Below are 21986 nucleotides of genomic sequence, written 5' to 3'. Positions count from 1 at the left end.
TCTCACTATTCTTAGGCTAAAGGAGAACTAATCATAGTGAGATTGTGAAATTATAGTAGGGTTTGTATGGCCTCTTCAATTTGTTTAGGGTCTGTTTTGGAAGAGAAGCGTTCAAAGACCTGCCCATCACGATCGATGAGAAACTTAGCGAAATTCCATTCGATTCGTTTTCCTAGTAGGCCAGATTTCTGGTCTTTCAACCAGACATAGAGGGGATCTGTTTCCTTGCCGTTGACCTTGATCTTGGCAAAACGTGGGAAGCTGGTCTGGTAATGTAGGCTACAGAAGGCGTTGATTTCCTCAGGGCTACCTGGTGCTTGTCCCATAAACTGATTGCAAGGGAAGTCTAAAATCTCAAAACCTTGTTCTTGATAGCGGTCATAGAGTTCTTGGAGTCCTTGGTACTGGGGCGTTAAACCACATCCGGTAGCAGTATTAACAACCAAGAGAACCTTACCACGATAGGCATCTAGTGGGGTTTCTTGATTGTCTTGGTTCAAGACTGAAAAATCGTATAGTGAAGTCATTGATTGCTTTTCTCCTTCTGTTTGGTATTTTTAGGAGTTTTCTCCTCCTGTAGTGATAGAAATCCGTAGGTCAGGGTTCCAAAAATGCTACCGATAATCAGGCCATACATCAGGAAAGGAACACTTTTATCGAATTGCATGAGCAACTTTCCAAAATCTGAAAGGGACATGTGCTGAACGAAGACTTTATGAAAGATGAGTAGGGTAAAGAGGCCAATCTGAAGGCCGATAAACACAACCCAGCTTCGAAATTTGATTTGGGCTTTGCTGTAGGTTTTGAGGATGATTTCTGACTTGTCATCTTTTTCCAGATGGAGTTCTTTGACGGCTCTTTGAGTTTTTAAAGTAATGAAAAAAATGAGTCCAGAGTAAACGTAGGGCATGGCATAGCGAACGGCTTCTATGAAGCGTCCAAATAACAGATAAAACAAGAAGAGAATGAAGGAAGAATAAACGATTTGGACCATGGAACGGGCACAAGCCTTGTAGATAATCTCTTGTCGGCATTCATCAAAAGGGCCTTGGATGTGAAAGAGATTTCGAAGTAGGCGAGTGGTGAAGTCTTCTTTTTTCATGCTGATAACCTCCTAAATGAGCGGTTTTACTGACTTTCTTTTACGAATTGATAGAGATAATAAAGATAAGTAATAGAAGAAAGGATAGCGATAGTTAGCAGTATATAATATTTCCAATTGCCTGAGACGAGCATCAGTTGTGGAAAAGATAGAATCATAAAGTATAGTGCTAAGTTAAGTGTGCGCGTTTTTGGGGAGTCAATCTTTAGATAAGTCAGTACTTTGTTAAGTGCTAGAATAAAGACTAGCACGAGGAATGTCTCGTCGATTGGCAAGTTCCCTGAAATGATGATGAAGATGAGCAGAGAACTGAACAAAAGATGATAGGTAAGTAAAGTTACTAGTGATTTCATAGGGCACCTCCTAATCCTGGTCTTTTTTAGCTCTTGCAATACGAAGTGAGTCGACAATATGTATCATCACTCCGAAAAAGAAAGCTCCCAGTATAGTTTTAAAAATATGTTTTGCATTTAGAAGAGAACTGATAAAATTTGGATTTTCACTTGTTAGGGTATCAATGAGTGGAATTATAAAAAATATCACTGTTCCATAAATCGAACCTGCTTTCAGACCAGGATAACGTAACTGTTTCTTTTCTTTTTTCATTAGTTGGCTCCTAATCCTCATCTTGATCTTTCTTAGTTTTTGCAATGCGACGGGAGATGAGGAACTGTATGCTCGCTCCGAAGAAAATAGAACCGAGAATGCTTGATACACCATTTCTTATAGTGAGAAGAGACTGAAAATAGTCCTGACCTTCATCTATGAGTATACCGAGAAGAGGAATTATAAAAAACATCCATAGACCAAAGAACAAACCTGCTTTCAGACCTGGGTAATGTAGTTGCTTACTTTCTTTCTCACTCAGCATATCTGGATCAATAGCTGTAATCCCTGTTTTTTTCATTTGGTAGGTGACATAGCCAGCAGCGATGAGGGCAATCACTAAAATCAGAGGAGGATAGATTAGAGCCACTTCTTGAGGGTATTTATAGGCCAGAAGGAGTGGAATAAGATTTCCGAAAATCATCAGATAAAAGAGGACGATAAAGACTTGGTTACCGATACGATCGGCCTCACGCCGTTTGTATTCGTCAAGGGGACCAGAAATACCGTATGTGCGTTTGATCAGTTTTTCAGTGAAGGTTTCTTTTTTCATGAGTTTGCTCCTTTTTTAAAAATCTTCCTCCCAAAAGAGACTGTTGAGGTCAGTTTGGAGGCTGCGGGCGAGATTGAGACAGAGTTCCAGGGTTGGATTGTACTTGTCGTTTTCAATCATATTGATGGTCTGTCTCGAGACACCGATATCCTTGGCGAGTTCGAGCTGGGAAATACCCAATTCCTTGCGAAATTCTTTCACACGATTCATCTGTTCTCCTTTCTGATTTGTGTCGTATATATTTGACTATATTATATTCTTCTATAGAGCGAATATCAAGCATATTTGACATGTTTTTTAAAGAAATCTTACTTTTTTTTGCCTATTTGTCTGACTAGTGCAAGCTAATCAGATTTGTGGTAAAATAGATAAGATATGACAAAAGAATTTCATCATGTAACGGTCTTACTCCACGAAACGATTGATATGCTTGACGTAAAGCCCGACGGTATCTACGTTGACGCGACTTTGGGTGGAGCAGGCCATAGCGAATATTTATTAAGTAAATTAAGTGAAAAAGGCCATCTCTATGTCTTTGACCAGGATCAGAATGCCATTGACAATGCGCAAAAACGCTTGGCACCTTACATTGAGAAGGGAATGGTGACCTTTATCAAGGACAACTTCCGTCATTTACAGGCACGTTTGCGCGAAGCTGGTGTTCAGGAAATTGATGGAATTTGTTATGACTTGGGAGTGTCTAGTCCTCAATTAGACCAGCGTGAGCGTGGTTTTTCTTATAAAAAGGATGCGCCACTGGACATGCGCATGAATCAGGATGCTAGTTTGACAGCCTATGAAGTGGTGAATCACTATGACTATCATGACTTAGTTCGTATTTTCTTCAAGTATGGTGAGGATAAATTCTCTAAACAGATTGCGCGTAAGATTGAACAGGCTCGGGAAGTCAAGCCAATCGAGACTACGACTGAGTTGGCAGAGATTATCAAGTCGGCTAAACCTGCAAAGGAGCTCAAGAAGAAGGGCCATCCTGCTAAGCAGATTTTCCAGGCTATTCGAATTGAAGTCAATGATGAACTGGGAGCGGCAGATGAGTCCATCCAGCAGGCTATGGAGATGTTGGCTCTGGATGGTAGAATCTCAGTGATTACCTTCCATTCGCTAGAAGACCGCTTGACCAAGCAATTGTTCAAGGAAGCTTCAACAGTTGAAGTTCCAAAAGGTTTGCCCTTCATCCCAGATGATCTCAAGCCCAAGATGGAATTGGTATCCCGTAAGCCAATTTTGCCAAGTGCAGAAGAATTAGAAGCCAATAACCGCTCGCATTCAGCCAAGTTGCGCGTGGCCAGAAAAATTCACAAGTAAGAGGAAAAAATGGTAGATAAGAAAGAAACAACCAGTCAATTCTTGCAGAATCGTATAAAAAAATTCTCCCGTGTGGAGAAGGCTTTTTATCTTTCCATTGCGTTTACAGCTCTCATTTTGGCATTGAGTATTATCTTTATGCAGACTCGACTCCTACAAGTACAAAATGATCTGACAAAAATCAATGCGCAGATAGAAGAGAAGAAGACAGAGTTGGATGATGCCAAACAAGAGGTAAATGAATTGTTGAGGGCAGAACGCTTGAAAGAAATCGCAAATTCTAAGGACTTAAAATTGAATAACGAGAATATTCGATCAGCGGAGTAAGATATGAAGTGGACAAAAAGAATAACCCGATTTGCGATTAGAAACCGTAAATCTCCAGCAGAAAACCGTAAAATAGTAGGGAAGTACATCAGCTTGTTAGCTGTCGTACTTTTCGCTGTCTTTTTGGTCAATTTTGCTGTTATAATCGGGAGTGGTAGTAAATTTGGAACGGATCTAGTCAAAGAGGCTAAGAAAGTTCACCAAATAACCCGTACAGTCCCTGCCAAACGTGGGACTATTTATGATCGAAATGGAGTCCCGATTGCTGAGGACGCAACTTCCTATAATGTCTATGCTGTTATTGATAAAAAATACAAATCAGCAACGGGTAAAATTCTTTATGTAGAAGATGCCCAGTTTAATAAGGTAGCAGAGGTTTTCCATAAGTATTTGGATATGGATGAGGCTTATGTGAAAGAGCAATTAGCTCAACCAAATCTGACCCAGGTTTCCTTTGGAGCAAAAGGAAATGGAATTACCTATGCCAATATGATGGCTATTAAAAAGGATCTAAAAGACGCTAGTGTTGAAGGAATTGACTTCACAACTAGCCCTAATAGAAGCTATCCAAATGGACAATTCGCTTCCAGTTTTATTGGTTTAGCTCAACTCCATGAAAATGAAGATGGAAGCAAGAGTTTGCTGGGAACTTCTGGGATGGAGAGTTCCTTGAATAGTATTCTTGCAGGGAAAGACGGTATCATTACCTATGAAAAGGATCGTCTGGGTAATATTGTCCCCGGAACAGAACAAGTTTCCCAACAAACAGTAGATGGCAAGGATGTTTATACGACTATTTCCAGCACCCTTCAGTCCTTCATGGAGACACAGATGAATGCCTTTCAAGAAAAAGTAAAAGGCAAGTATATGACGGCTACCTTGGTTAGTGCTAAAACGGGGGAGATTCTTGCAACGACGCAGAGACCAACCTTTGATGCCGATACTAAGGAAGGACTTACCAAGGACTTTGTTTGGCGTGATATCCTCTATCAAAGTAACTATGAGCCGGGGTCAACCATGAAGGTTATGACGCTCGCTGCTGCTATTGATAATAATACCTTTCCAGGAGGAGAAGTCTTCAATAGTAGTGAGTTAAAAATTGCAGATGTCACGATTCGAGATTGGGACGTCAATGAAGGATTGACTGGTGGCAGAATGATGACTTTTTCTCAAGGTTTTGCACTCTCAAGTAACGTTGGGATGACCCTCCTTGAGCAAAAGATGGGAGATGCTACCTGGCTTGATTATCTTAATCGTTTTAAATTTGGTGTTCCGACCCGTTTCGGTTTGACGGATGAGTATGCTGGTCAGCTTCCTGCGGATAATATTGTCAACATTGCGCAAAGCTCATTTGGGCAAGGGATTTCAGTGACACAAACACAAATGCTTCGTGCCTTTACAGCTATTGCTAATGATGGAGTTATGCTGGAGCCAAAATTTATAAGTGCTATTTATGATACTAACAATCAGTCTGTACGAAAGTCTCAAAAAGAGATTGTAGGAAAACCTGTATCTGAAGATGCAGCAAGCTTGACTCGTACTAACATGATATTAGTTGGGACGGACCCTCTATATGGAACTATGTATAATCACCAAACAGGAAAGCCAATTATAACAGTTCCTGGACAAAATGTAGCAGTTAAATCCGGTACGGCTCAAATCGCTGATGAGAAAAATGGAGGCTACTTGGTTGGTTCTACCAATTATATTTTCTCAGTTGTGACTATGAATCCTGCTGAAAATCCTGATTTTATCTTGTATGTAACGGTACAGCAACCTGAACATTATTCAGGTATCCAGTTGGGAGAATTTGCCAACCCTATCTTGGAAAGAGCGGTGGCTATGAAAGATTCCCTTAACCTGCAATCTACCGCTAAAACGTTAGATCAGGTAACCAATCAAAGCGCCTATGCCATGCCTAGCATCAAGGACATTTCACCTGGCGATTTGGCGGAAGCCTTACGTCGCAATATTGTGCAACCAATCGTTGTAGGAACAGGAACAAAGATTAAAGAATCATCTGTAGAAGAAGGAACCAATCTTGCTCCTAACCAGCAAGTTCTCCTCTTATCTGATAAAGCAGAGGAAGTTCCAGATATGTATGGTTGGACAAAAGCAACCGCAGAAGCTTTTTCTAAGTGGTTAAATATAGAACTTGAATTTGAAGGTTCGGGCTCCACTGTGCAGAAGCAGGATGTTCGTGCTAATACAGCTATCAAGGACATTAAAAAAATTACATTAACTTTAGGAGACTAATATGTTTATTTCCATCAGTGCTGGAATTGTGACATTTTTACTAACTTTAGTAGGAATTCCAGCCTTTATCCAATTTTATAGAAAGGCGCAAATTACAGGCCAGCAGATGCATGAGGATGTCAAACAGCATCAGGCAAAAGCTGGGACTCCTACAATGGGAGGCTTGGTTTTCTTAATTGCTTCTGTTTTGGTTGCCTTCTTTTTTGCCCTATTTAGTAGCCAATTCAGCAATAATGTAGGAATGATTTTGTTCATCTTGGTCCTTTATGGACTTGTCGGATTTTTAGATGACTTTCTCAAGGTCTTCCGTAAAATCAATGAGGGGCTGAATCCTAAGCAAAAATTGGCTCTTCAGCTTTTAGGTGGGGTCGTTTTCTACCTTTTCTATGAGCGCGGTGGCGATATGCTTTCTGTCTTTGGTTACCAAGTGCATCTAGGGATTTTCTATATTCTTTTCGCCCTTTTCTGGCTAGTCGGTTTTTCAAACGCGGTCAACTTGACAGACGGCATTGATGGTCTAGCTAGTATTTCAGTGGTGATTAGTTTGTCTGCATATGGAATTATTGCCTATGTGCAAGGTCAGATGGATATTCTTCTAGTAATTCTAGCCATGATTGGTGGCTTGCTCGGTTTCTTTGTCTTTAACCATAAGCCTGCTAAAGTCTTTATGGGAGATGTGGGAAGTTTGGCTTTAGGTGGAATGCTGGCAGCTATCTCTATGGCCCTCCACCAAGAATGGACTCTCTTGATTATCGGAATTGTTTATGTCTTTGAAACAACTTCGGTCATGATGCAAGTCAGCTATTTCAAACTGACAGGTGGTAAACGTATTTTCCGTATGACGCCTGTGCATCACCATTTTGAACTTGGAGGATTGTCTGGTAAAGGAAATCCTTGGAGCGAGTGGAAGGTTGACTTCTTCTTTTGGGGAGTGGGGCTTCTAGCTAGTCTCTTGACCCTAGCAATTTTATATTTGATGTAAGAATGGCACCCTGATGTTTCAGGGTGTTTTTGCATTCTAAAAAATATTGGTCAATTAAAGTCAAAATCCTTGACCTTTTCTGACTAATGTAGTATATTATGAACGTAAGGTAAATGAAAGCCTTACTAGAACACTTATTTAAAGTAAAATAGAAAGAGGTGGGGTCTATGTTTCATCTAGAAATCTTCAGAAGTAAAGATAGTCTACTCCTTCTTGAAAAAGAAAAACCAGAAATAGTACCTAGAGTAGCCATTTAGCTAGTCTAAATTTTTTAAAACAAAGGTCAAAGATAGTCAATATCAGTAATAATAAATAACAAAAAGAGGTAAAGAATATGAATAACAACTTTAATAATTTTAACAACATGGATGATTTATTTAACCAATTGATGGGTGGTATGCGAGGATACAGTTCTGAAAATCGCCGTTACTTGATTAATGGACGTGAAGTCACACCTGAGGAATTTGCTCACTATCGTGCAACTGGTCAATTGCCAGGAAATGCAGAAGTTGATGGACAAATGCCACAACATACGTCAGGTATGAAACAAGACGGTGTCCTTGCTAAACTAGGTCGAAACTTGACTGCAGAAGCGCGTGAGGGCAAGTTGGATCCTGTTATCGGACGAAACAAGGAAATTCAAGAAGCATCTGAAATCCTCTCACGCCGTACCAAGAACAATCCTGTTTTGGTCGGAGACGCAGGTGTTGGTAAGACAGCCGTTGTCGAAGGCCTAGCACAAGCTATTGTGAATGGTGATGTTCCAGCTGCTATTAAAAACAAGGAAATTATTTCTATTGATATCTCTGGTCTTGAGGCTGGTACTCAATACCGTGGTAGCTTTGAAGAAAACGTTCAAAACTTAGTCAATGAAGTCAAAGAAGCAGGGAATATTATCCTCTTCTTTGATGAAATTCACCAAATTCTCGGTGCTGGTAGCACTGGTGGAGATAGTGGTTCTAAAGGGCTTGCGGATATTCTCAAGCCGGCCCTCTCTCGTGGTGAATTGACCGTTATTGGAGCGACAACTCAAGACGAATACCGTAACACCATCTTGAAGAATGCTGCTCTTGCTCGTCGTTTTAACGAAGTCAAGGTCAATGCTCCTTCAGCAGAGGATACATATAAAATTCTTCAAGGAATTCGTGACCTCTATCAACAACACCACAATGTCATCTTGCCAGACGAAGTTTTGAAAGCAGCGGTGGATTATTCTGTTCAGTATATTCCACAACGTAGCTTGCCAGATAAGGCTATCGACCTTGTCGATGTTACGGCGGCTCACTTGGCAGCTCAGCATCCTGTAACAGATGTGCATGCTGTTGAACGTGAAATTGAGGTAGAAAAAGACAAGCAAGAAAAAGCTGTTGAGTCAGAAGATTTTGAAGCAGCTCTAAACTATAAAACACGCATCGCAGAATTGGAAAAGAAAATCGAAAACCACACAGAAGATATGAAAGTGACTGCAAGTGTCAACGATGTGGCTGAATCTGTAGAACGAATGACCGGTATTCCAGTATCTCAAATGGGGGCTACGGACATCGAACGTTTGAAAGATATGGCTCATCGCTTGCAAGACAAGGTAATCGGTCAAGATAAGGCAGTTGAAGCTGTTTCTCGTGCTATCCGTCGTAACCGTGCTGGTTTTGATGAAGGTAATCGCCCAATCGGTAGTTTCCTCTTTGTAGGACCAACTGGGGTTGGTAAGACAGAGCTTGCTAAGCAATTGGCGCTAGATATGTTTGGAACCAAGGATGCGATCATCCGTTTGGATATGTCTGAATACAGTGACCGCACAGCTGTTTCTAAGCTAATTGGTACAACAGCAGGATATGTGGGTTATGATGACAATAGCAATACCTTAACAGAACGTGTTCGTCGCAATCCATACTCTATCATTCTCTTGGATGAAATTGAAAAGGCTGACCCTCAAGTCATTACCCTTCTCCTCCAAGTTCTAGATGATGGTCGTTTGACAGATGGTCAAGGAAATACAGTAAACTTCAAGAACACTGTCATTATTGCGACCTCAAATGCTGGATTTGGCTATGAAGCCAACTTGACAGAAGATGCGGACAAACCAGAATTGATGGACCGTTTGAAACCATTCTTCCGTCCAGAGTTCCTCAACCGCTTTAACGCAGTCATTGAGTTCTCCCACTTGACTAAGGAAGACCTTTCTAAGATTGTGGACTTGATGTTGGCTGAAGTCAACCAAACCTTGGCTAAGAAAGACATTGATTTGGTAGTCAGTCAAGCAGCTAAGGACTATATCACAGAAGAAGGTTATGACGAAGTCATGGGTGTTCGTCCGCTCCGTCGCGTGGTTGAACAAGAAATTCGTGATAAGGTGACAGACTTCCATTTGGATCACCTAGATGCCAAACACCTAGAAGCAGATATGGAAGATGGCGGTTTGGTTATTCGTGAAAAAGCCTAAGACAGAATTTTGAGAATAAAAAAGAAGGAGCCAGCTGAAAAAACTGGTTCCTTTTTTACGTTTAAATCACATGACGTTCAAAGGCATCATCTGAAATCCCTTGTTCTAGAATGAGTTTTGCCCATTCTTTAGCAGAAAAGAGGCTGTGATCCTTGTAGTTTCCGCAAGATTCGATGGTTGTTCCAGGGACATCTTCCCAAGTAGTAGTCTCAGCGATTTCTTTGAGCGAATCCTTGATAACAGCCGCAATTTCAGCGCTGGTATGACGCCCCCACATAATCATGTGGAAGCCTGTGCGACAACCAAATGGTGAACAGTCAATCATACCGTCAATGCGGGTACGAATGAGTTTTGCTAAGAGGTGCTCGATAGTGTGAAGGCCAGCGGTAGGGATTGAGTCTTCGTTTGGTTGTACCAAGCGAATATCATAATTGGAGATGATGTCTCCTTTTGGTCCTGTTTCTTCCCCAATCAAGCGAACATAGGGTGCTTTAACAATGGTGTGGTCAAGTTCAAAACTTTCAACAATAACTTCTTTTGACATGGTAAATCCTTTCAGTTTTCTCTTTTCATTATAACATAAAGCCGGCTCTTGAGACAGAGAGAAAACCTCTCCGAGTGTGGAGAGGTTGAAATCTTTATTTACGATACAAGCGGTCGTATTGGTAGTAAGGGTCAAAGGTTACATTGATACCCAATTTGCGAAGGACATTCTTGTCTTCGTCTGTCAAGATGATGGTTGAGTGAGCTTCGCTTCCTTTGAGGTTGCCAAGTTCTTCCATAGCGCGGGCAGCATCAGGATTTTCTGTAGCTGTGATAGCAAGGGCAATCAGGATTTCATTTGAATGAAGGCGTGGATTGCGGCTACCGAGATGATCGATTTTAAGACCTTGGATCGGTTTGACAACTTCAGGTTCGATTAGTTTTACTTCTTTAGCGATGTCAGCTGATTTCTTGATGGCGTTGATAAGAGCAGCGGCTGTAGGGCCAAAGAGCTCTGAGTTCTTACCAGTGACAATTTCCCCAGTTGGCAATTCAAGGGCTAGGGCTGGTCCGCCAGTTTCTTCTGCTTTTTGACGCGCAACGACAGCAACCTTGCGGTCTGCAGGTGTGATACCTAGGTCGTTCATAAGCAATTCAATTTTCTTGACAGCAGATTCGCCAACTTTTTCGGCTTTAAAATCAAGAACAGTCTGATAGTAGCGACGGATGATTTCTTGTTTAGAGGCTTCGATAGCAGCCTCATTATCTGTAATAGCGAAACCAACCATATTGACACCCATGTCTGTTGGAGAAGCGTATGGAGACTCTCCTAGAATGCGTTCCAACATGCGCTTGAGCACTGGGAAAATCTCGATATCACGGTTGTAGTTGACAGTGGTTTCTCCGTAGGTTTGAAGATGGAAAGGGTCAATCATGTTGACATCATCAAGGTCTGCTGTAGCAGCCTCGTAGGCCAAGTTGACTGGGTGATGAAGGGGAAGATTCCAAACTGGGAAGGTTTCAAATTTAGCGTAGCCAGACTTGATGCCATTGATCTGGTCGTGGTACATATTGGACATACAGGTTGCCAATTTTCCAGAACCAGGTCCAGGAGCGGTTACGACAATCAAGTTTCGACTGGTTTTGATGTAGTCATTTTTCCCCATACCTTCTGGAGAAATGATGTGATCCATATCTGTTGGATATCCTTTGATTGGATAATGAAGATAAGAATCAATTCCGTTTTTCTCGAGTTGGTTGCGGAAGGCATCTGCAGCTGGTTGGCCAGCGTACTGTGTGATGACAACGGAGCCGACAAAAATTCCCAGTTCATTGAATTTGTCAATCAAACGAAGAACTTCTTGGTCATAAGAAATGCCCAAGTCACCACGTGCTTTGGAATGCTCGATATTACTTGCATTAATAGCAATCACGACCTCAACCTGCTCTTTCAATTCTTGCAAGAGCTTGATTTTATTGTCAGGCTCATAACCAGGAAGAACACGAGCAGCGTGGAAATCTTCTAACATTTTGCCACCAAACTCCAGGTAGAGCTTGCCGTCAAATTGGTTAATGCGCTCCAAAATGTGGTCGCGCTGTAGATTCAAATATTGTTCAGAACTAAAAGCTTGTTTTTTCATTTTTTTACCTCTGACCTCTATTATAATAAAAAATTGGAAGTTAGGAAACTATGGAGTTAAAAAAGGAATCAAAAAGATTAGGCAAACGCTTGCATAAAACTCTGAAAAGCGCTATCATAGACTATAGATTATTAAAATAATGAGGTAAGAAGATGCAAGAAAAATGGTGGCACAATGCCGTAGTCTATCAAGTTTATCCTAAGAGCTTTATGGATAGCAACGGAGATGGAATTGGCGATTTGCCAGGAATTACCAGTAAGTTAGACTATCTAGCCAAGTTAGGAATCACAGCGATTTGGCTTTCTCCTGTTTATGACAGTCCTATGGATGATAATGGATATGATATTGCTGATTATCAAGCGATTGCAGCTATTTTCGGAACCATGGAGGATATGGACCAACTGATCGCGGAAGCTAAGAAACGTGATATTCGTATCATCATGGACTTGGTGGTCAATCATACCTCAGATGAGCATGCTTGGTTTGTTGAGGCCTGTGAAAATCCTGACAGTCCTGAGCGAGATTACTATATTTGGCGAGACGAACCCAACGACCTAGATTCTATCTTTAGTGGATCTGCTTGGGAATACGATGAAAAGTCAGGTCAATACTATCTCCACTTTTTCAGTAAGAAACAGCCTGATCTCAACTGGGAAAATGAAAAACTTCGCCAGAAAATTTATGAGATGATGAACTTCTGGATTGATAAAGGCATTGGCGGTTTCCGCATGGATGTCATTGACATGATTGGGAAAATTCCTGACGAGAAGATAGTCAATAATGGTCCTATGCTCCACCCTTATCTCAAGGAGATGAATCAAGCGACCTTTGGCGATAAGAATCTCTTGACAGTAGGGGAAACCTGGGGAGCAACGCCAGAGATTGCCAAGCTCTACTCTGATCCAAAGGGACAAGAATTGTCTATGGTCTTCCAGTTTGAACATATCGGTCTTCAGTATCAGGAAGGTCAGCCTAAATGGAACTATCAAAAAGAACTGAATATTGCTAAGTTAAAAGAAATCTTCAACAAATGGCAGACAGAGTTAGGAGTTGAAGATGGCTGGAATTCGCTCTTCTGGAACAACCATGACCTTCCTCGTATCGTCTCAATCTGGGGAAATGACCAAGAATACCGCGAAAAATCTGCCAAAGCCTTTGCCATTTTGCTTCATTTGATGAGAGGGACACCTTATATCTACCAAGGCGAGGAGATTGGGATGACCAACTATCCCTTTGAAACACTGGACCAAGTAGAAGATATTGAATCCCTCAACTATGCGCGTGAAGCTCTTGAAAAAGGTGTTCCGATGGAAGAAATCATGGACAGTATCCGTGTCATTGGACGTGACAATGCCCGTACTCCAATGCAATGGGATGAGAGCAAAAACGCTGGTTTCTCGACAGGTCAGCCTTGGTTGGCAGTCAATCCAAGCTATCAAGCAATCAACGTTCAGAAAGCGCTGGCAAATCCAGAATCTATTTTCTATACTTATCAGAAACTGGTTCAAATCCGTAAGGAGAATAGCTGGCTGATTCGAGCTGACTTTGAACTCTTGGAAACAACTGACAAGGTCTTCGCCTATATCCGTAAAGATGGGGACCGTCGTTTCCTAGTTGTGGCTAACTTGTCCAATGAAGAGCAAGACTTGACCGTAGAAGGAAGTGTTAAGTCGGTCTTGATTGAAAACACCGTGGCTCAAGAAGTTTTTGAAAAACAAATCTTGGCTCCATGGGATGCTTTCTGTGTGGAATTACTATAAATATTTTTTACAGAAAAATTTAAAATTGAAATCGTATAAAAACAAGGGAGGACTGTATGAAAGACAGAAATCCTTTGTTTTTTTATGACTAAAGTTTATAAACTTTCATTCTCAAAATTCAATTAACTTTACAAATTTCCACTATTTTGGTAAAATAAATATATGTTATAAAAACTAACATAAAGGAGAAAGAAGATGACTACAAAAAAGCGTGTCCTTAGTGCAGGTCTGACTTTTGCGGCTGCTTTGCTTTTAGCCGCTTGCGGACAATCAGGTTCAGATACAAAGACTTACTCATCAACCTTTAGTGGAAATCCAACTACTTTTAACTACCTATTAGACTATTACGCTGATAATACAGCTATCATTACTAACCTAGTTGATGGTTTGCTTGAAAATGATAACCATGGAAACCTAGTTCCGTCTTTGGCAGAAGACTGGTCTGTTTCAAGCGACGGTCTGACTTATACCTATAAACTGAGAAAAGATGCCAAATGGTTCACAGCTGACGGTGAAGAGTATGCCCCAGTCAAGGCACAAGATTTTGTGATAGGTATCAAGTACGCAGTGGATAATAAATCCCAGGCCATTGACTTGATTCAAAACTCGATCAAGGGCTTGAATGATTATATTACAGGAGCAGATTCTGACTTTTCTAAGGTTGGAGTGAAAGCCATCGACGACCATACTGTTGAGTATACTTTGGCACGCCCAGAACCTTACTGGAACTCAAAAACAACCAACAGTATTCTTTTCCCAGTGAATGAAGAGTTTCTAAACTCAAAAGGGAAAGATTTTGGTACCCTATCTCCAGATAGCATTCTCTACAGCGGACCTTATTTGTTAAAAGATTTCACATCAAAATCATCGATCGAGTATGTGAAGAACCCACATTACTATGATCATGACAAAGTATCAATTGAACACGTAAAATTGGCTTACTTTGATGGTTCAGACCAAGAATTGACCATCCGTAACTTTGAAAGTGGAGCTTATTCTATCGCTGGGGTTTATCCAAATAGTTCTAACTTTGCTAAGACCAAGGAGAAATATAAGGATAATATTGTCTATAGCTTGCAGGACAAGACTTCTTGGTATTTCAATTTCAACGTCAACCGTAAGGCTTACAACCATACGTCTAAAACGACAGATGAGCAGAAGAAGTCGACTGAGACAGCTGTCTTGAACAAGAACTTCCGCCAAGCAGTGAACTTTGCCTTGGACCGCACAGCCTATTCTGCCCAGTCAAATGGAGAAGAAGCAGCTAGCAAGACTCTTCGTAACACCCTAGTGCCTCCAACATTTGTCCAAGTTAGAGACAAGACCTTTGGAGAAGTAGTCGCTTCTAAATTGGTCAACTATGGTACAGAATGGTCAGGTATTAACTTGGCAGATGCTCAAGATGCCTATTTCAACAAAGAAAAAGCCCAAGCAAAATTTGCGGAAGCTAAAAAAGAATTGACAAGTCAAGGTGTAACCTTCCCAATTCACTTGGATGTGGCTGTTGATCAGACGAGCAAAAATGCTGTGACAGGAATGAACTCAGTTAAGCAGACCCTTGAGTCAGTTTTAGGTGCTGATAACATTGTCATTGATGTTCAACAACTTTCAACAGATGATTTTAATAACGTAGCCTTCTTGGCACCGACACCAGCTGATCGAGACTACGATTTGAACTTTGATGGTTGGGTAGGTGACTATCAAGATCCGTCAACTTATCTTAATCCTTTCAATGCAGAGGATGGATTCTATCTCAAAATCTTTGGTCTAGATGCTCAAGAAGATAAAGCTAAGATTGCTAGCTTGGGGCTTGATACTTACACCAAGATGCTTAAAGATGCAGATAGTGAAAATAAAGATGTAGCCAAACGCTATGAAAAATATGCTGAAGCACAGGCTTGGATGATTGACAATTCTCTGATTATGTCAGCCATGTCAAGTGGTGGTACAGCTTCTGTAACCAAAGTAACGCCATTTACAAGAGGTTATTCATTGGTCGGTATCAAGGGTGACGGCAATAACTACAAGTATATGAAACTGCAAAAAGATACTGTGACAATCAAACAGTATGAAGAAGCCAAAACTAAATGGGAGCAAGAAAGCAAAAAAGCAATCGAAAAAGCTCAAAAAGAAGCAGAAAATCATGTTAAATAATGATGAGCAGTTCTATTGGATGATTTTTATAAAGTCGTCCTAATAGGGCTGTTTTTTGGCTGTACGGGCTAGTAGTTGTCTAGTTATGTTGAATGGTAAATGAAATGTTGTATTGATTTTGATGGTTTAATGCTCAATAAAAATCAAAGAGTAACTGAGAAGTTAGCTCAAAGTACAGCTTTGAGGTGGTAGATAGAACTGACGAAGTCAGCTCAAAATACTGTTTTGAGGTTGCAGATGGACGCTGATGTGGTTTGAAGAGGTTTTCGAATAGTATCAGTGCTTATGAGGTCCAAATAATCTATATCTTTATAAACTCGGTAAATGTAGAATTTATCGTACAAAAGTGATATAATAGTAACATTAAATGTATAGGTGTTAATCATGAGTAGACGTTTTAAAAAATCACGTTCACAGAAAGTGAAGCGAAGTGTTAATATAGTTTTGTTGACTATTTATTTATTGTTAGTTGGTTTTTTATTGTTCTTAATCTTTAAGTACAATATACTTGCTTTCAGGCACGTTAATATAGTGGTCGCAGTTTTTGCCGTGATGGTTGCTGTGATTGCTGCATTATTAATAATCTATAAAAAAGCAGAAAAGTTCACGATTTTCTTTTTGACACTAGCTGTTTTAGTGAGTTCTGTTTCTTTATTTACTCTGCAGCAATTTATAGGCTTTACAAGTCATATTAATGCAACTTCAAATTATTCAGAGTATTCTCTCAGTGTCGTCGTTTTAAAGGATAGCGATATCAATAATGTTGCCCAATTATCTAGTGTTATGGGACCAACAGGTACGGATGATGAGAATATTCAAAAGCTAATTTCTGATATTAAGACGAGTCAAAATAAGGATTTGACGGTTGATAAAAGTACTTCTTACTTGTCAACTTATAAAAGTTTGATTTCTGGAGAGGCCAAAGCCATTGTCTTAAATAGTGTATTTGAGAATATTATTGAAGCAGAGTATCCAGATTATGCTTCTAAAATTAAGAAAATTTACACTAAAAAAATGACCAAGGATGTTGAGACCCCTAAGGTATCTAAAGATCGCTTCTTTAATATCTATGTCAGTGGTATTGATACTTACGGTGCCATTAGTTCAGTTTCGCGCTCAGATGTCAATATCCTGATGACGGTCAATAGGGATACGAAGAGAATCCTTCTTACAACAACTCCACGAGATTCATATGTTCCTATTGCTGATGGTGGAAACAATCAAAAGGATAAATTGACTCATGCTGGTATATATGGGGTTGATTCATCTATTCATACCTTAGAGAACCTTTATGGTGTAGATATTAATTATTATGTTCGTTTGAATTTTACCTCATTTTTGAAATTGATTGAGCTATTGGGAGGGGTAGATGTTCATAACGATCAAGAGTTTTCAGTTCTACATGGGAAGTTCCACTTTCCAGTTGGGAATGTCCATCTAGATTCTGAGCAAGCCCTAGGCTTTGTACGTGAACGCTACTCACTAGCCGATGGAGATCGTGACCGTGGTCGGAATCAACAAAAGGTCATTGTAGCAATCATTCAGAAGTTAACTTCTACAGAAGCCTTGAAAAACTATAGTAGTATTCTTCAAGGATTGCAGGATTCTCTTCAAACAAATATGCCGATTGAGACTATGATGGATCTAGTGAATACTCAGTTGGAAAGTGGAGGAAATTATAAAGTAAATTCTCAAGATTTAAAAGGGACAGGTCGGATGGATCTTCCTTCTTATGCAATGCCAGACAGTAATCTCTATATGATGGAAATAGATGAGAGTAGTTTAGCTACAGTCAAAGCAGCTATACAGGATGTGATGGAGGGTAGATAAAATGATAGACATCCATTCGCATATCGTTTTTGATGTAGATGACGGGCCGAAGTCAATAGAGGATAGTAAGGCACTTTTAAGAGAAGCTTATAATCAAGGGGTTCGAATGATTGTGTCTACTTCACATCGTCGAAAAGGAATGTTTGAAACTCCAGAAGAAAAAATTGCAACAAATTTTATTAAGGTTCGTGAAATTGCAAAAGAAGTAGCAGATGATTTAGTCATTGCTTATGGCGCAGAGATATACTATACTTCGGATGTGCTAGAAAAGCTAGAAAAAAAAGAAATTCCTACCCTTAATGATAGCCGTTATGCTTTGATTGAGTTTAGCATGCACACTCCCTATCGTGAGATTCATACGGGATTGAGTAATATTTTGATGTTGGGAATCACACCAGTAATTGCTCATATTGAACGTTATGATGCTTTAGAGAATAATGAAAAACGCGTTCGCGAACTGATTGATATGGGCTGCTATACTCAGATAAATAGTTATCATGTTTTAAAACCTAAGCTCTTTGGTGAAAGATATAAATTTATGAAAAAGAGAGCTCGGTATTTTTTGGAACGTGATTTAGTTCATGTAGTTGCAAGTGACATGCACAATTTAGACAGTAGACCTCCATATATGGAACAGGCATACGATATCATTGCTAAGAAATATGGAGCGAAAAAAGCGAAGGAACTTTTTGTAGAAAATCCCAGAAAAATTATAATGGATCAATTAATTTAGGAGAAAATATGAAAGATCAAAACACTTTGGAAATCGATGTATTTCAACTATTTAGAGCTTTATGGAAAAGAAAGTTAGTCATTTTATTAGTGGCAATTATAACTTCTTCAGTTGCTTTTGCCTACAGTACTTTTGTTATCAAACCTGAGTTTACTAGTACGACTCGGATTTATGTAGTTAACCGTAATCAAGAAGAGAAGTCTGGTTTAACCAATCAAGACTTGCAGGCAGGATCATACTTGGTTAAAGACTATCGTGAAATTATCCTATCGCAGGATGTTTTGGAGAAAGTTGTTTCTGATTTGAAACTAGATTTGACGCCGAAAGGTTTGGCTAATAAAATCAAGGTCAAAGTTCCGGTTGATACCCGTATCGTATCCATTTCAGTTAATGATCGAGTTCCTGAAGAGGCAAGCCGTATCGCTAACTCTTTGAGAGAAGTAGCTGCTCAAAAAATTATCAGTATTACTCGTGTTTCTGATGTGACAACACTGGAAGAAGCAAGACCAGCGATATCACCGTCTTCGCCAAATATTAAACGCAATACACTAATTGGTTTTTTTGTCGGGTTGATTGCCATAAGTGTTACAGTCCTTCTTCTTGAACTTGTGGACACTCGTGTGAAACGTCCAGAAGATATCGAAGATGCACTGCAGATGACACTTTTGGGAGTTGTACCAAACTTGGATAAGTTGAAATAGGAGAAAGAGATGCCAACATTAGAAATAGCACAGAAAAAACTGGAGTTCATTAAGAAGACAGAGGAATATTACAATGCCTTGTGTACAAATATACAGTTGAGCGGTGATAAACTAAAAGTGATTTCCGTTACTTCTGTTAACCCTGGGGAAGGAAAATCAACTACTTCCATAAATATAGCATGGTCTTTTGCGCGTGCAGGCTATAAAACTCTTTTGATCGATGGCGATATTCGAAATTCAGTTATGTCAGGAGTTTTTAAATCTCGTGAAAAAATTACAGGGCTGACAGAATTTTTATCTGGGACAACTGATTTATCTCACGGGTTATGTGATACAAATATTGAAAATCTATTTGTAGTTCAATCGGGATCTGTATCACCAAACCCTACAGCCTTGTTACAAAGTAAAAATTTTAATGATATGATTGAAACCTTGCGTAAATATTTTGATTATATCATTGTTGATACAGCACCTATTGGATTTGTTATTGATGCAGCAATTATCACTCAAAAGTGTGATGCGTCCATCTTAGTTGTAGAAGCCGGAGGTGCAAAACGAAGAGAAGTGCAAAAAGCTAAAAGCCAGCTAGATCAAACAGGGAAACCATTTTTAGGTGTCGTTCTCAATAAATTTAATGTTCAACGTGAAAAATATGGTTCTTACGGTGGTTATGGTTCTTACGGTAATTATGGGAAAAAAATAGAATGAAGTTAGAGAGTCCGGCATGGAAAGGGGGCTACAATATAAGCCTCCCAATCTTATAGAATGTACCTGTTGGTTTACTAACTTATATATTGATTGAAATTTTAGAAAACGATATTTTTTAAAAAATATTCGGTTTGTTTGGAAGTACAACTGAACTAAACCTTCTAATCCACTATTGAGAAGTCATATATTACTGAAGCAAATAAATTTTTGTTTAGGATGAAGAAAATTTTTAGTTGTTATAGTGGATAAAATGATTACATTCTTATAAACTCATTGAGTTACCAAATATATATTGAGTTTTTGTAGTTGTATGAACTGAATGATTTAATTTGTTAAATGAAAATAGAACTCATAGTAGGAGATTTTTATGTATAGTATAATAAAACGATTAGGAGATATAACTCTATCTTTGATAGGTATAATAATATTGTGTCCGGTTTTTATGATAATTGCAATTGCGATTAAACTTGATTCGGAAGGACCGATTATATTTAAGCAAAAACGCTTTGGTATTCATAAAGAATACTTCTATATTTTTAAATTTAGGTCTATGAAAATAGATGCACCTAAAAACATGGCACCTCGGAACCTACATAATCCAGAACAATGGATTACAAAAGTAGGGGCTTTCTTACGAAAAACATCTTTGGATGAGCTACCTCAATTGTTTAATATTCTTATTGGTGATATGAGTATTGTAGGTCCTAGACCAGCGGGTATAAATGAACTAGATGTTATTGCAGAGAGAGATAAGTATGGAGCAAATGATGTCTTGCCAGGGTTAACTGGATGGGCACAAATTAATGGGCGTGATACTTTGTCTGTTGAGATGAAGACAGAGTTAGATGGCTACTATGTTAAACATCTGTCTCTGAGAATGGATGTTAGATGTATAGTTAAGACAATACCTTACGTACTGAAACGAAAAGGTATTGTAGAGGGTAGTGGTAAGAAAGAAAGTTAAATTGGACAATGAAAATACTGTTTGTTTGCCAGCATTATAAGCCAGAACCATTCAGGTTGTCAGATATTTGTGAAGATTTAGTCCGAAAAGGGCACGAAGTCTCTGTTTTGGCTGGGATTCCTAATTACCCTGAAGGGAAAATATATACAGACTATCGTTATAATAAAAAAAGACGAGAGATTATAGAAGGTGTTACGATTTATCGTACTTACACAATCCCTAGGAAGAAAAGTGTTGTATATCGACTGTTGAACTATTTTAGCTTTGCAATTAGTTCAACTATAGGAGTTTTATTGGGAAAGTATAAAACGAAAGATGGATCGAATTTTGACTGTGTATTCGTTAACCAATTGTCTCCAGTTATGATGGCATGGGCTGGTATGGCTTATAAAAATAAATATAGGAAACCTATGTTTCTATATTGTATGGATGTTTGGCCAGATAGTTTAACTGTAGGTGGAGTGAAACAAGATGGCTTGATTTTTAAGTTGTTTAAATTTATCTCAAAAAAAGTTTATCAAGCTAGTGATTATATATTTGTAACTAGTCCATCATTTAAGAATTATTTTGTGCAACAATTTGATATATTAGAACAAAAGATTACTTATTTGCCACAATATGCAGAAGATCTTTTTATCCCTGATGAATCGAAAGTTAATAAAGAAAGTGTTGACTTAACTTTTGCTGGTAATATTGGTAAAGCACAAAATTTGGAAACTATTTTGAAAGCTGCCAGCTTGATAGAAAAGAATACCGATTTACCCAAGAAAATTCATTTTCATTTTGTTGGAGATGGTACGGAATTGTTACGTATGCAAGCATTAGCGCAAGAATTGGGGTTGGAGAATGTTTCCTTCTATGGAAGACGTTCTTTGCAAGAAATGCCGTCCTTTTATAAAAAATCAGATGCTATGTTAGTTTCTTTAATAGGAGACTCGATAGTTTCTCGTACAATACCTGGTAAGGTACAATCTTACATGGCGGCAGGGAAACCAATTATAGGTGCAATTTCAGGAGATACTAAAACAATTGTAGAAGAAGCAAAGTGTGGTTTTGTCAGTCCTGAACAAGATGTGGAACAATTGGCACAAAATATTTGTAAATTTAGTATATTATCTACGGAAGAACAAAGAGAGTTAGGAAAGCAAGCTCGTTGTTACTATGAAAATCACTTTTCAAAAGAGCAGTTTATGACACAGTTAGAAAATTATTTGAGAGAGGAATTTTCCTCATGAAAATTTTAATGATTAATACTGTTTGTGGTATTAGGAATATAGATGCTTTCTTAAAGAAATTTGCTGAGATTTGGCGTTTCAATTTATAGGATTTGAAAGTTTAGTAAGTAAATTTAAGTATTTTCTGTAAGCTAATAAGTTCTTAATAACTTATTAGCTATTGTATACTAGCTGTAATTTCAAATA

Annotated in this window: 21 protein-coding genes; 13 read left to right on the top strand and 8 right to left on the bottom strand. The window is 39.0% G+C overall.

Going from position 1 to position 21986, the window contains the following annotated elements:
* Positions 1-50: 50 nt before the first annotated feature.
* Genes KV696_RS08500 through KV696_RS08475 form a run of 6 tightly spaced genes read right to left on the bottom strand, consistent with a single transcriptional unit; the run spans position 51 to position 2471 of the window.
* Positions 51-527 (bottom strand): glutathione peroxidase, encoded by a 477-nt coding sequence (locus tag KV696_RS08500; protein WP_219967411.1) that lies wholly within the window; start codon positions 525-527, stop codon positions 51-53.
* A complete protein-coding gene (locus tag KV696_RS08495; RefSeq protein WP_219967410.1) occupies positions 524-1102 on the bottom strand; it encodes a DUF3278 domain-containing protein in 579 nt (192 codons plus the stop codon). The genes KV696_RS08500 and KV696_RS08495 overlap by 4 nt, the downstream gene beginning before the upstream one ends.
* A 26-nt stretch (positions 1103-1128) precedes the next feature.
* Positions 1129-1455: a hypothetical protein gene (locus tag KV696_RS08490; RefSeq protein ID WP_219967409.1), complete on the bottom strand. Its 327-nt coding sequence runs from the start codon at positions 1453-1455 to the stop codon at positions 1129-1131.
* Between the two features lie 10 nt (positions 1456-1465).
* Complete coding sequence (locus KV696_RS08485) at positions 1466-1708, bottom strand: hypothetical protein (RefSeq protein WP_219967408.1); 243 nt, start codon at positions 1706-1708, stop codon at positions 1466-1468.
* 10 nt (positions 1709-1718) lie between these two features.
* On the bottom strand, positions 1719-2261 hold the full coding sequence (locus KV696_RS08480) for a DUF3278 domain-containing protein (RefSeq protein ID WP_000712366.1): 543 nt from the start codon (positions 2259-2261) through the stop codon (positions 1719-1721).
* 15 nt (positions 2262-2276) lie between these two features.
* A complete protein-coding gene (locus tag KV696_RS08475) occupies positions 2277-2471 on the bottom strand; it encodes a helix-turn-helix transcriptional regulator (RefSeq protein ID WP_001082472.1) in 195 nt (64 codons plus the stop codon).
* 165 nt (positions 2472-2636) lie between these two features.
* Here KV696_RS08475 and rsmH point away from each other — a divergent pair, with 165 nt between their 5' ends.
* The 5 genes from rsmH (at position 2637) to KV696_RS08450 (ending at position 9592) form a co-directional block, all read left to right on the top strand.
* On the top strand, positions 2637-3587 hold the full coding sequence (gene rsmH, locus KV696_RS08470; protein WP_219967406.1) for a 16S rRNA (cytosine(1402)-N(4))-methyltransferase RsmH: 951 nt from the start codon (positions 2637-2639) through the stop codon (positions 3585-3587).
* A gap of 9 nt (positions 3588-3596) precedes the next feature.
* Positions 3597-3914 carry a cell division protein FtsL gene (gene ftsL, locus KV696_RS08465; protein ID WP_219967405.1) on the top strand — a complete coding sequence of 106 codons (318 nt, stop codon included), beginning with the start codon at positions 3597-3599 and terminating at the stop codon, positions 3912-3914.
* 3 nt (positions 3915-3917) lie between these two features.
* Complete coding sequence (gene pbp2x, locus KV696_RS08460) at positions 3918-6170, top strand: penicillin-binding protein PBP2X (protein WP_219967404.1); 2253 nt, start codon at positions 3918-3920, stop codon at positions 6168-6170.
* Position 6171: 1 nt separating this feature from the next.
* Positions 6172-7152 carry a phospho-N-acetylmuramoyl-pentapeptide-transferase gene (mraY, locus tag KV696_RS08455; RefSeq protein ID WP_060805257.1) on the top strand — a complete coding sequence of 327 codons (981 nt, stop codon included), beginning with the start codon at positions 6172-6174 and terminating at the stop codon, positions 7150-7152.
* Between the two features lie 334 nt (positions 7153-7486).
* Positions 7487-9592 (top strand): ATP-dependent Clp protease ATP-binding subunit, encoded by a 2106-nt coding sequence (locus KV696_RS08450; protein ID WP_219967403.1) that lies wholly within the window; start codon positions 7487-7489, stop codon positions 9590-9592.
* 61 nt (positions 9593-9653) lie between these two features.
* Here the strand turns inward: KV696_RS08450 and KV696_RS08445 are convergent, their stop codons facing one another.
* A complete protein-coding gene (locus KV696_RS08445) occupies positions 9654-10136 on the bottom strand; it encodes an S-ribosylhomocysteine lyase (protein WP_000032547.1) in 483 nt (160 codons plus the stop codon).
* Between the two features lie 94 nt (positions 10137-10230).
* Positions 10231-11715, bottom strand: coding sequence for a DUF1846 domain-containing protein (locus tag KV696_RS08440; protein WP_219967401.1), 1485 nt, complete (start codon positions 11713-11715; stop codon positions 10231-10233).
* Between the two features lie 152 nt (positions 11716-11867).
* On the opposite strand from KV696_RS08440, the gene KV696_RS08435 reads away from it, so the two are divergent.
* From KV696_RS08435 to KV696_RS08400, 8 genes are all read left to right on the top strand, one after another.
* Positions 11868-13475, top strand: a complete 1608-nt coding sequence (locus tag KV696_RS08435; protein ID WP_219967400.1) for a glycoside hydrolase family 13 protein — start codon at positions 11868-11870, stop codon at positions 13473-13475.
* Between the two features lie 195 nt (positions 13476-13670).
* Positions 13671-15629 (top strand): peptide ABC transporter substrate-binding protein, encoded by a 1959-nt coding sequence (locus tag KV696_RS08430; protein ID WP_138704997.1) that lies wholly within the window; start codon positions 13671-13673, stop codon positions 15627-15629.
* 384 nt (positions 15630-16013) lie between these two features.
* Positions 16014-17459, top strand: a complete 1446-nt coding sequence (gene cpsA / locus KV696_RS08425) for an LCP family glycopolymer transferase CpsA (protein ID WP_219967398.1) — start codon at positions 16014-16016, stop codon at positions 17457-17459.
* Position 17460: 1 nt separating this feature from the next.
* Positions 17461-18192: a capsular polysaccharide biosynthesis protein Cps4B gene (gene cps4B / locus KV696_RS08420; protein WP_000565324.1), complete on the top strand. Its 732-nt coding sequence runs from the start codon at positions 17461-17463 to the stop codon at positions 18190-18192.
* 8 nt (positions 18193-18200) lie between these two features.
* A complete protein-coding gene (cpsC, locus tag KV696_RS08415; RefSeq protein WP_023945264.1) occupies positions 18201-18893 on the top strand; it encodes a capsular polysaccharide biosynthesis protein CpsC in 693 nt (230 codons plus the stop codon).
* A 9-nt stretch (positions 18894-18902) separates the two neighbouring features.
* Positions 18903-19601, top strand: a complete 699-nt coding sequence (locus KV696_RS08410) for a tyrosine-protein kinase (protein ID WP_023945262.1) — start codon at positions 18903-18905, stop codon at positions 19599-19601.
* A 367-nt stretch (positions 19602-19968) separates the two neighbouring features.
* Positions 19969-20565, top strand: a complete 597-nt coding sequence (locus tag KV696_RS08405) for a sugar transferase (protein ID WP_031227954.1) — start codon at positions 19969-19971, stop codon at positions 20563-20565.
* An 8-nt stretch (positions 20566-20573) separates the two neighbouring features.
* Positions 20574-21800 carry a glycosyltransferase family 4 protein gene (locus KV696_RS08400; RefSeq protein WP_023945260.1) on the top strand — a complete coding sequence of 409 codons (1227 nt, stop codon included), beginning with the start codon at positions 20574-20576 and terminating at the stop codon, positions 21798-21800.
* Positions 21801-21986: the final 186 nt, after the last annotated feature.

Source organism: Streptococcus humanilactis, from assembly GCF_019448275.1.
In the GTDB taxonomy this organism is placed as follows: domain Bacteria; phylum Bacillota; class Bacilli; order Lactobacillales; family Streptococcaceae; genus Streptococcus; species Streptococcus humanilactis.
Note: the sequence above shows the minus strand (reverse complement) of the source record. Positions and strands in the feature narration are given on the sequence as shown.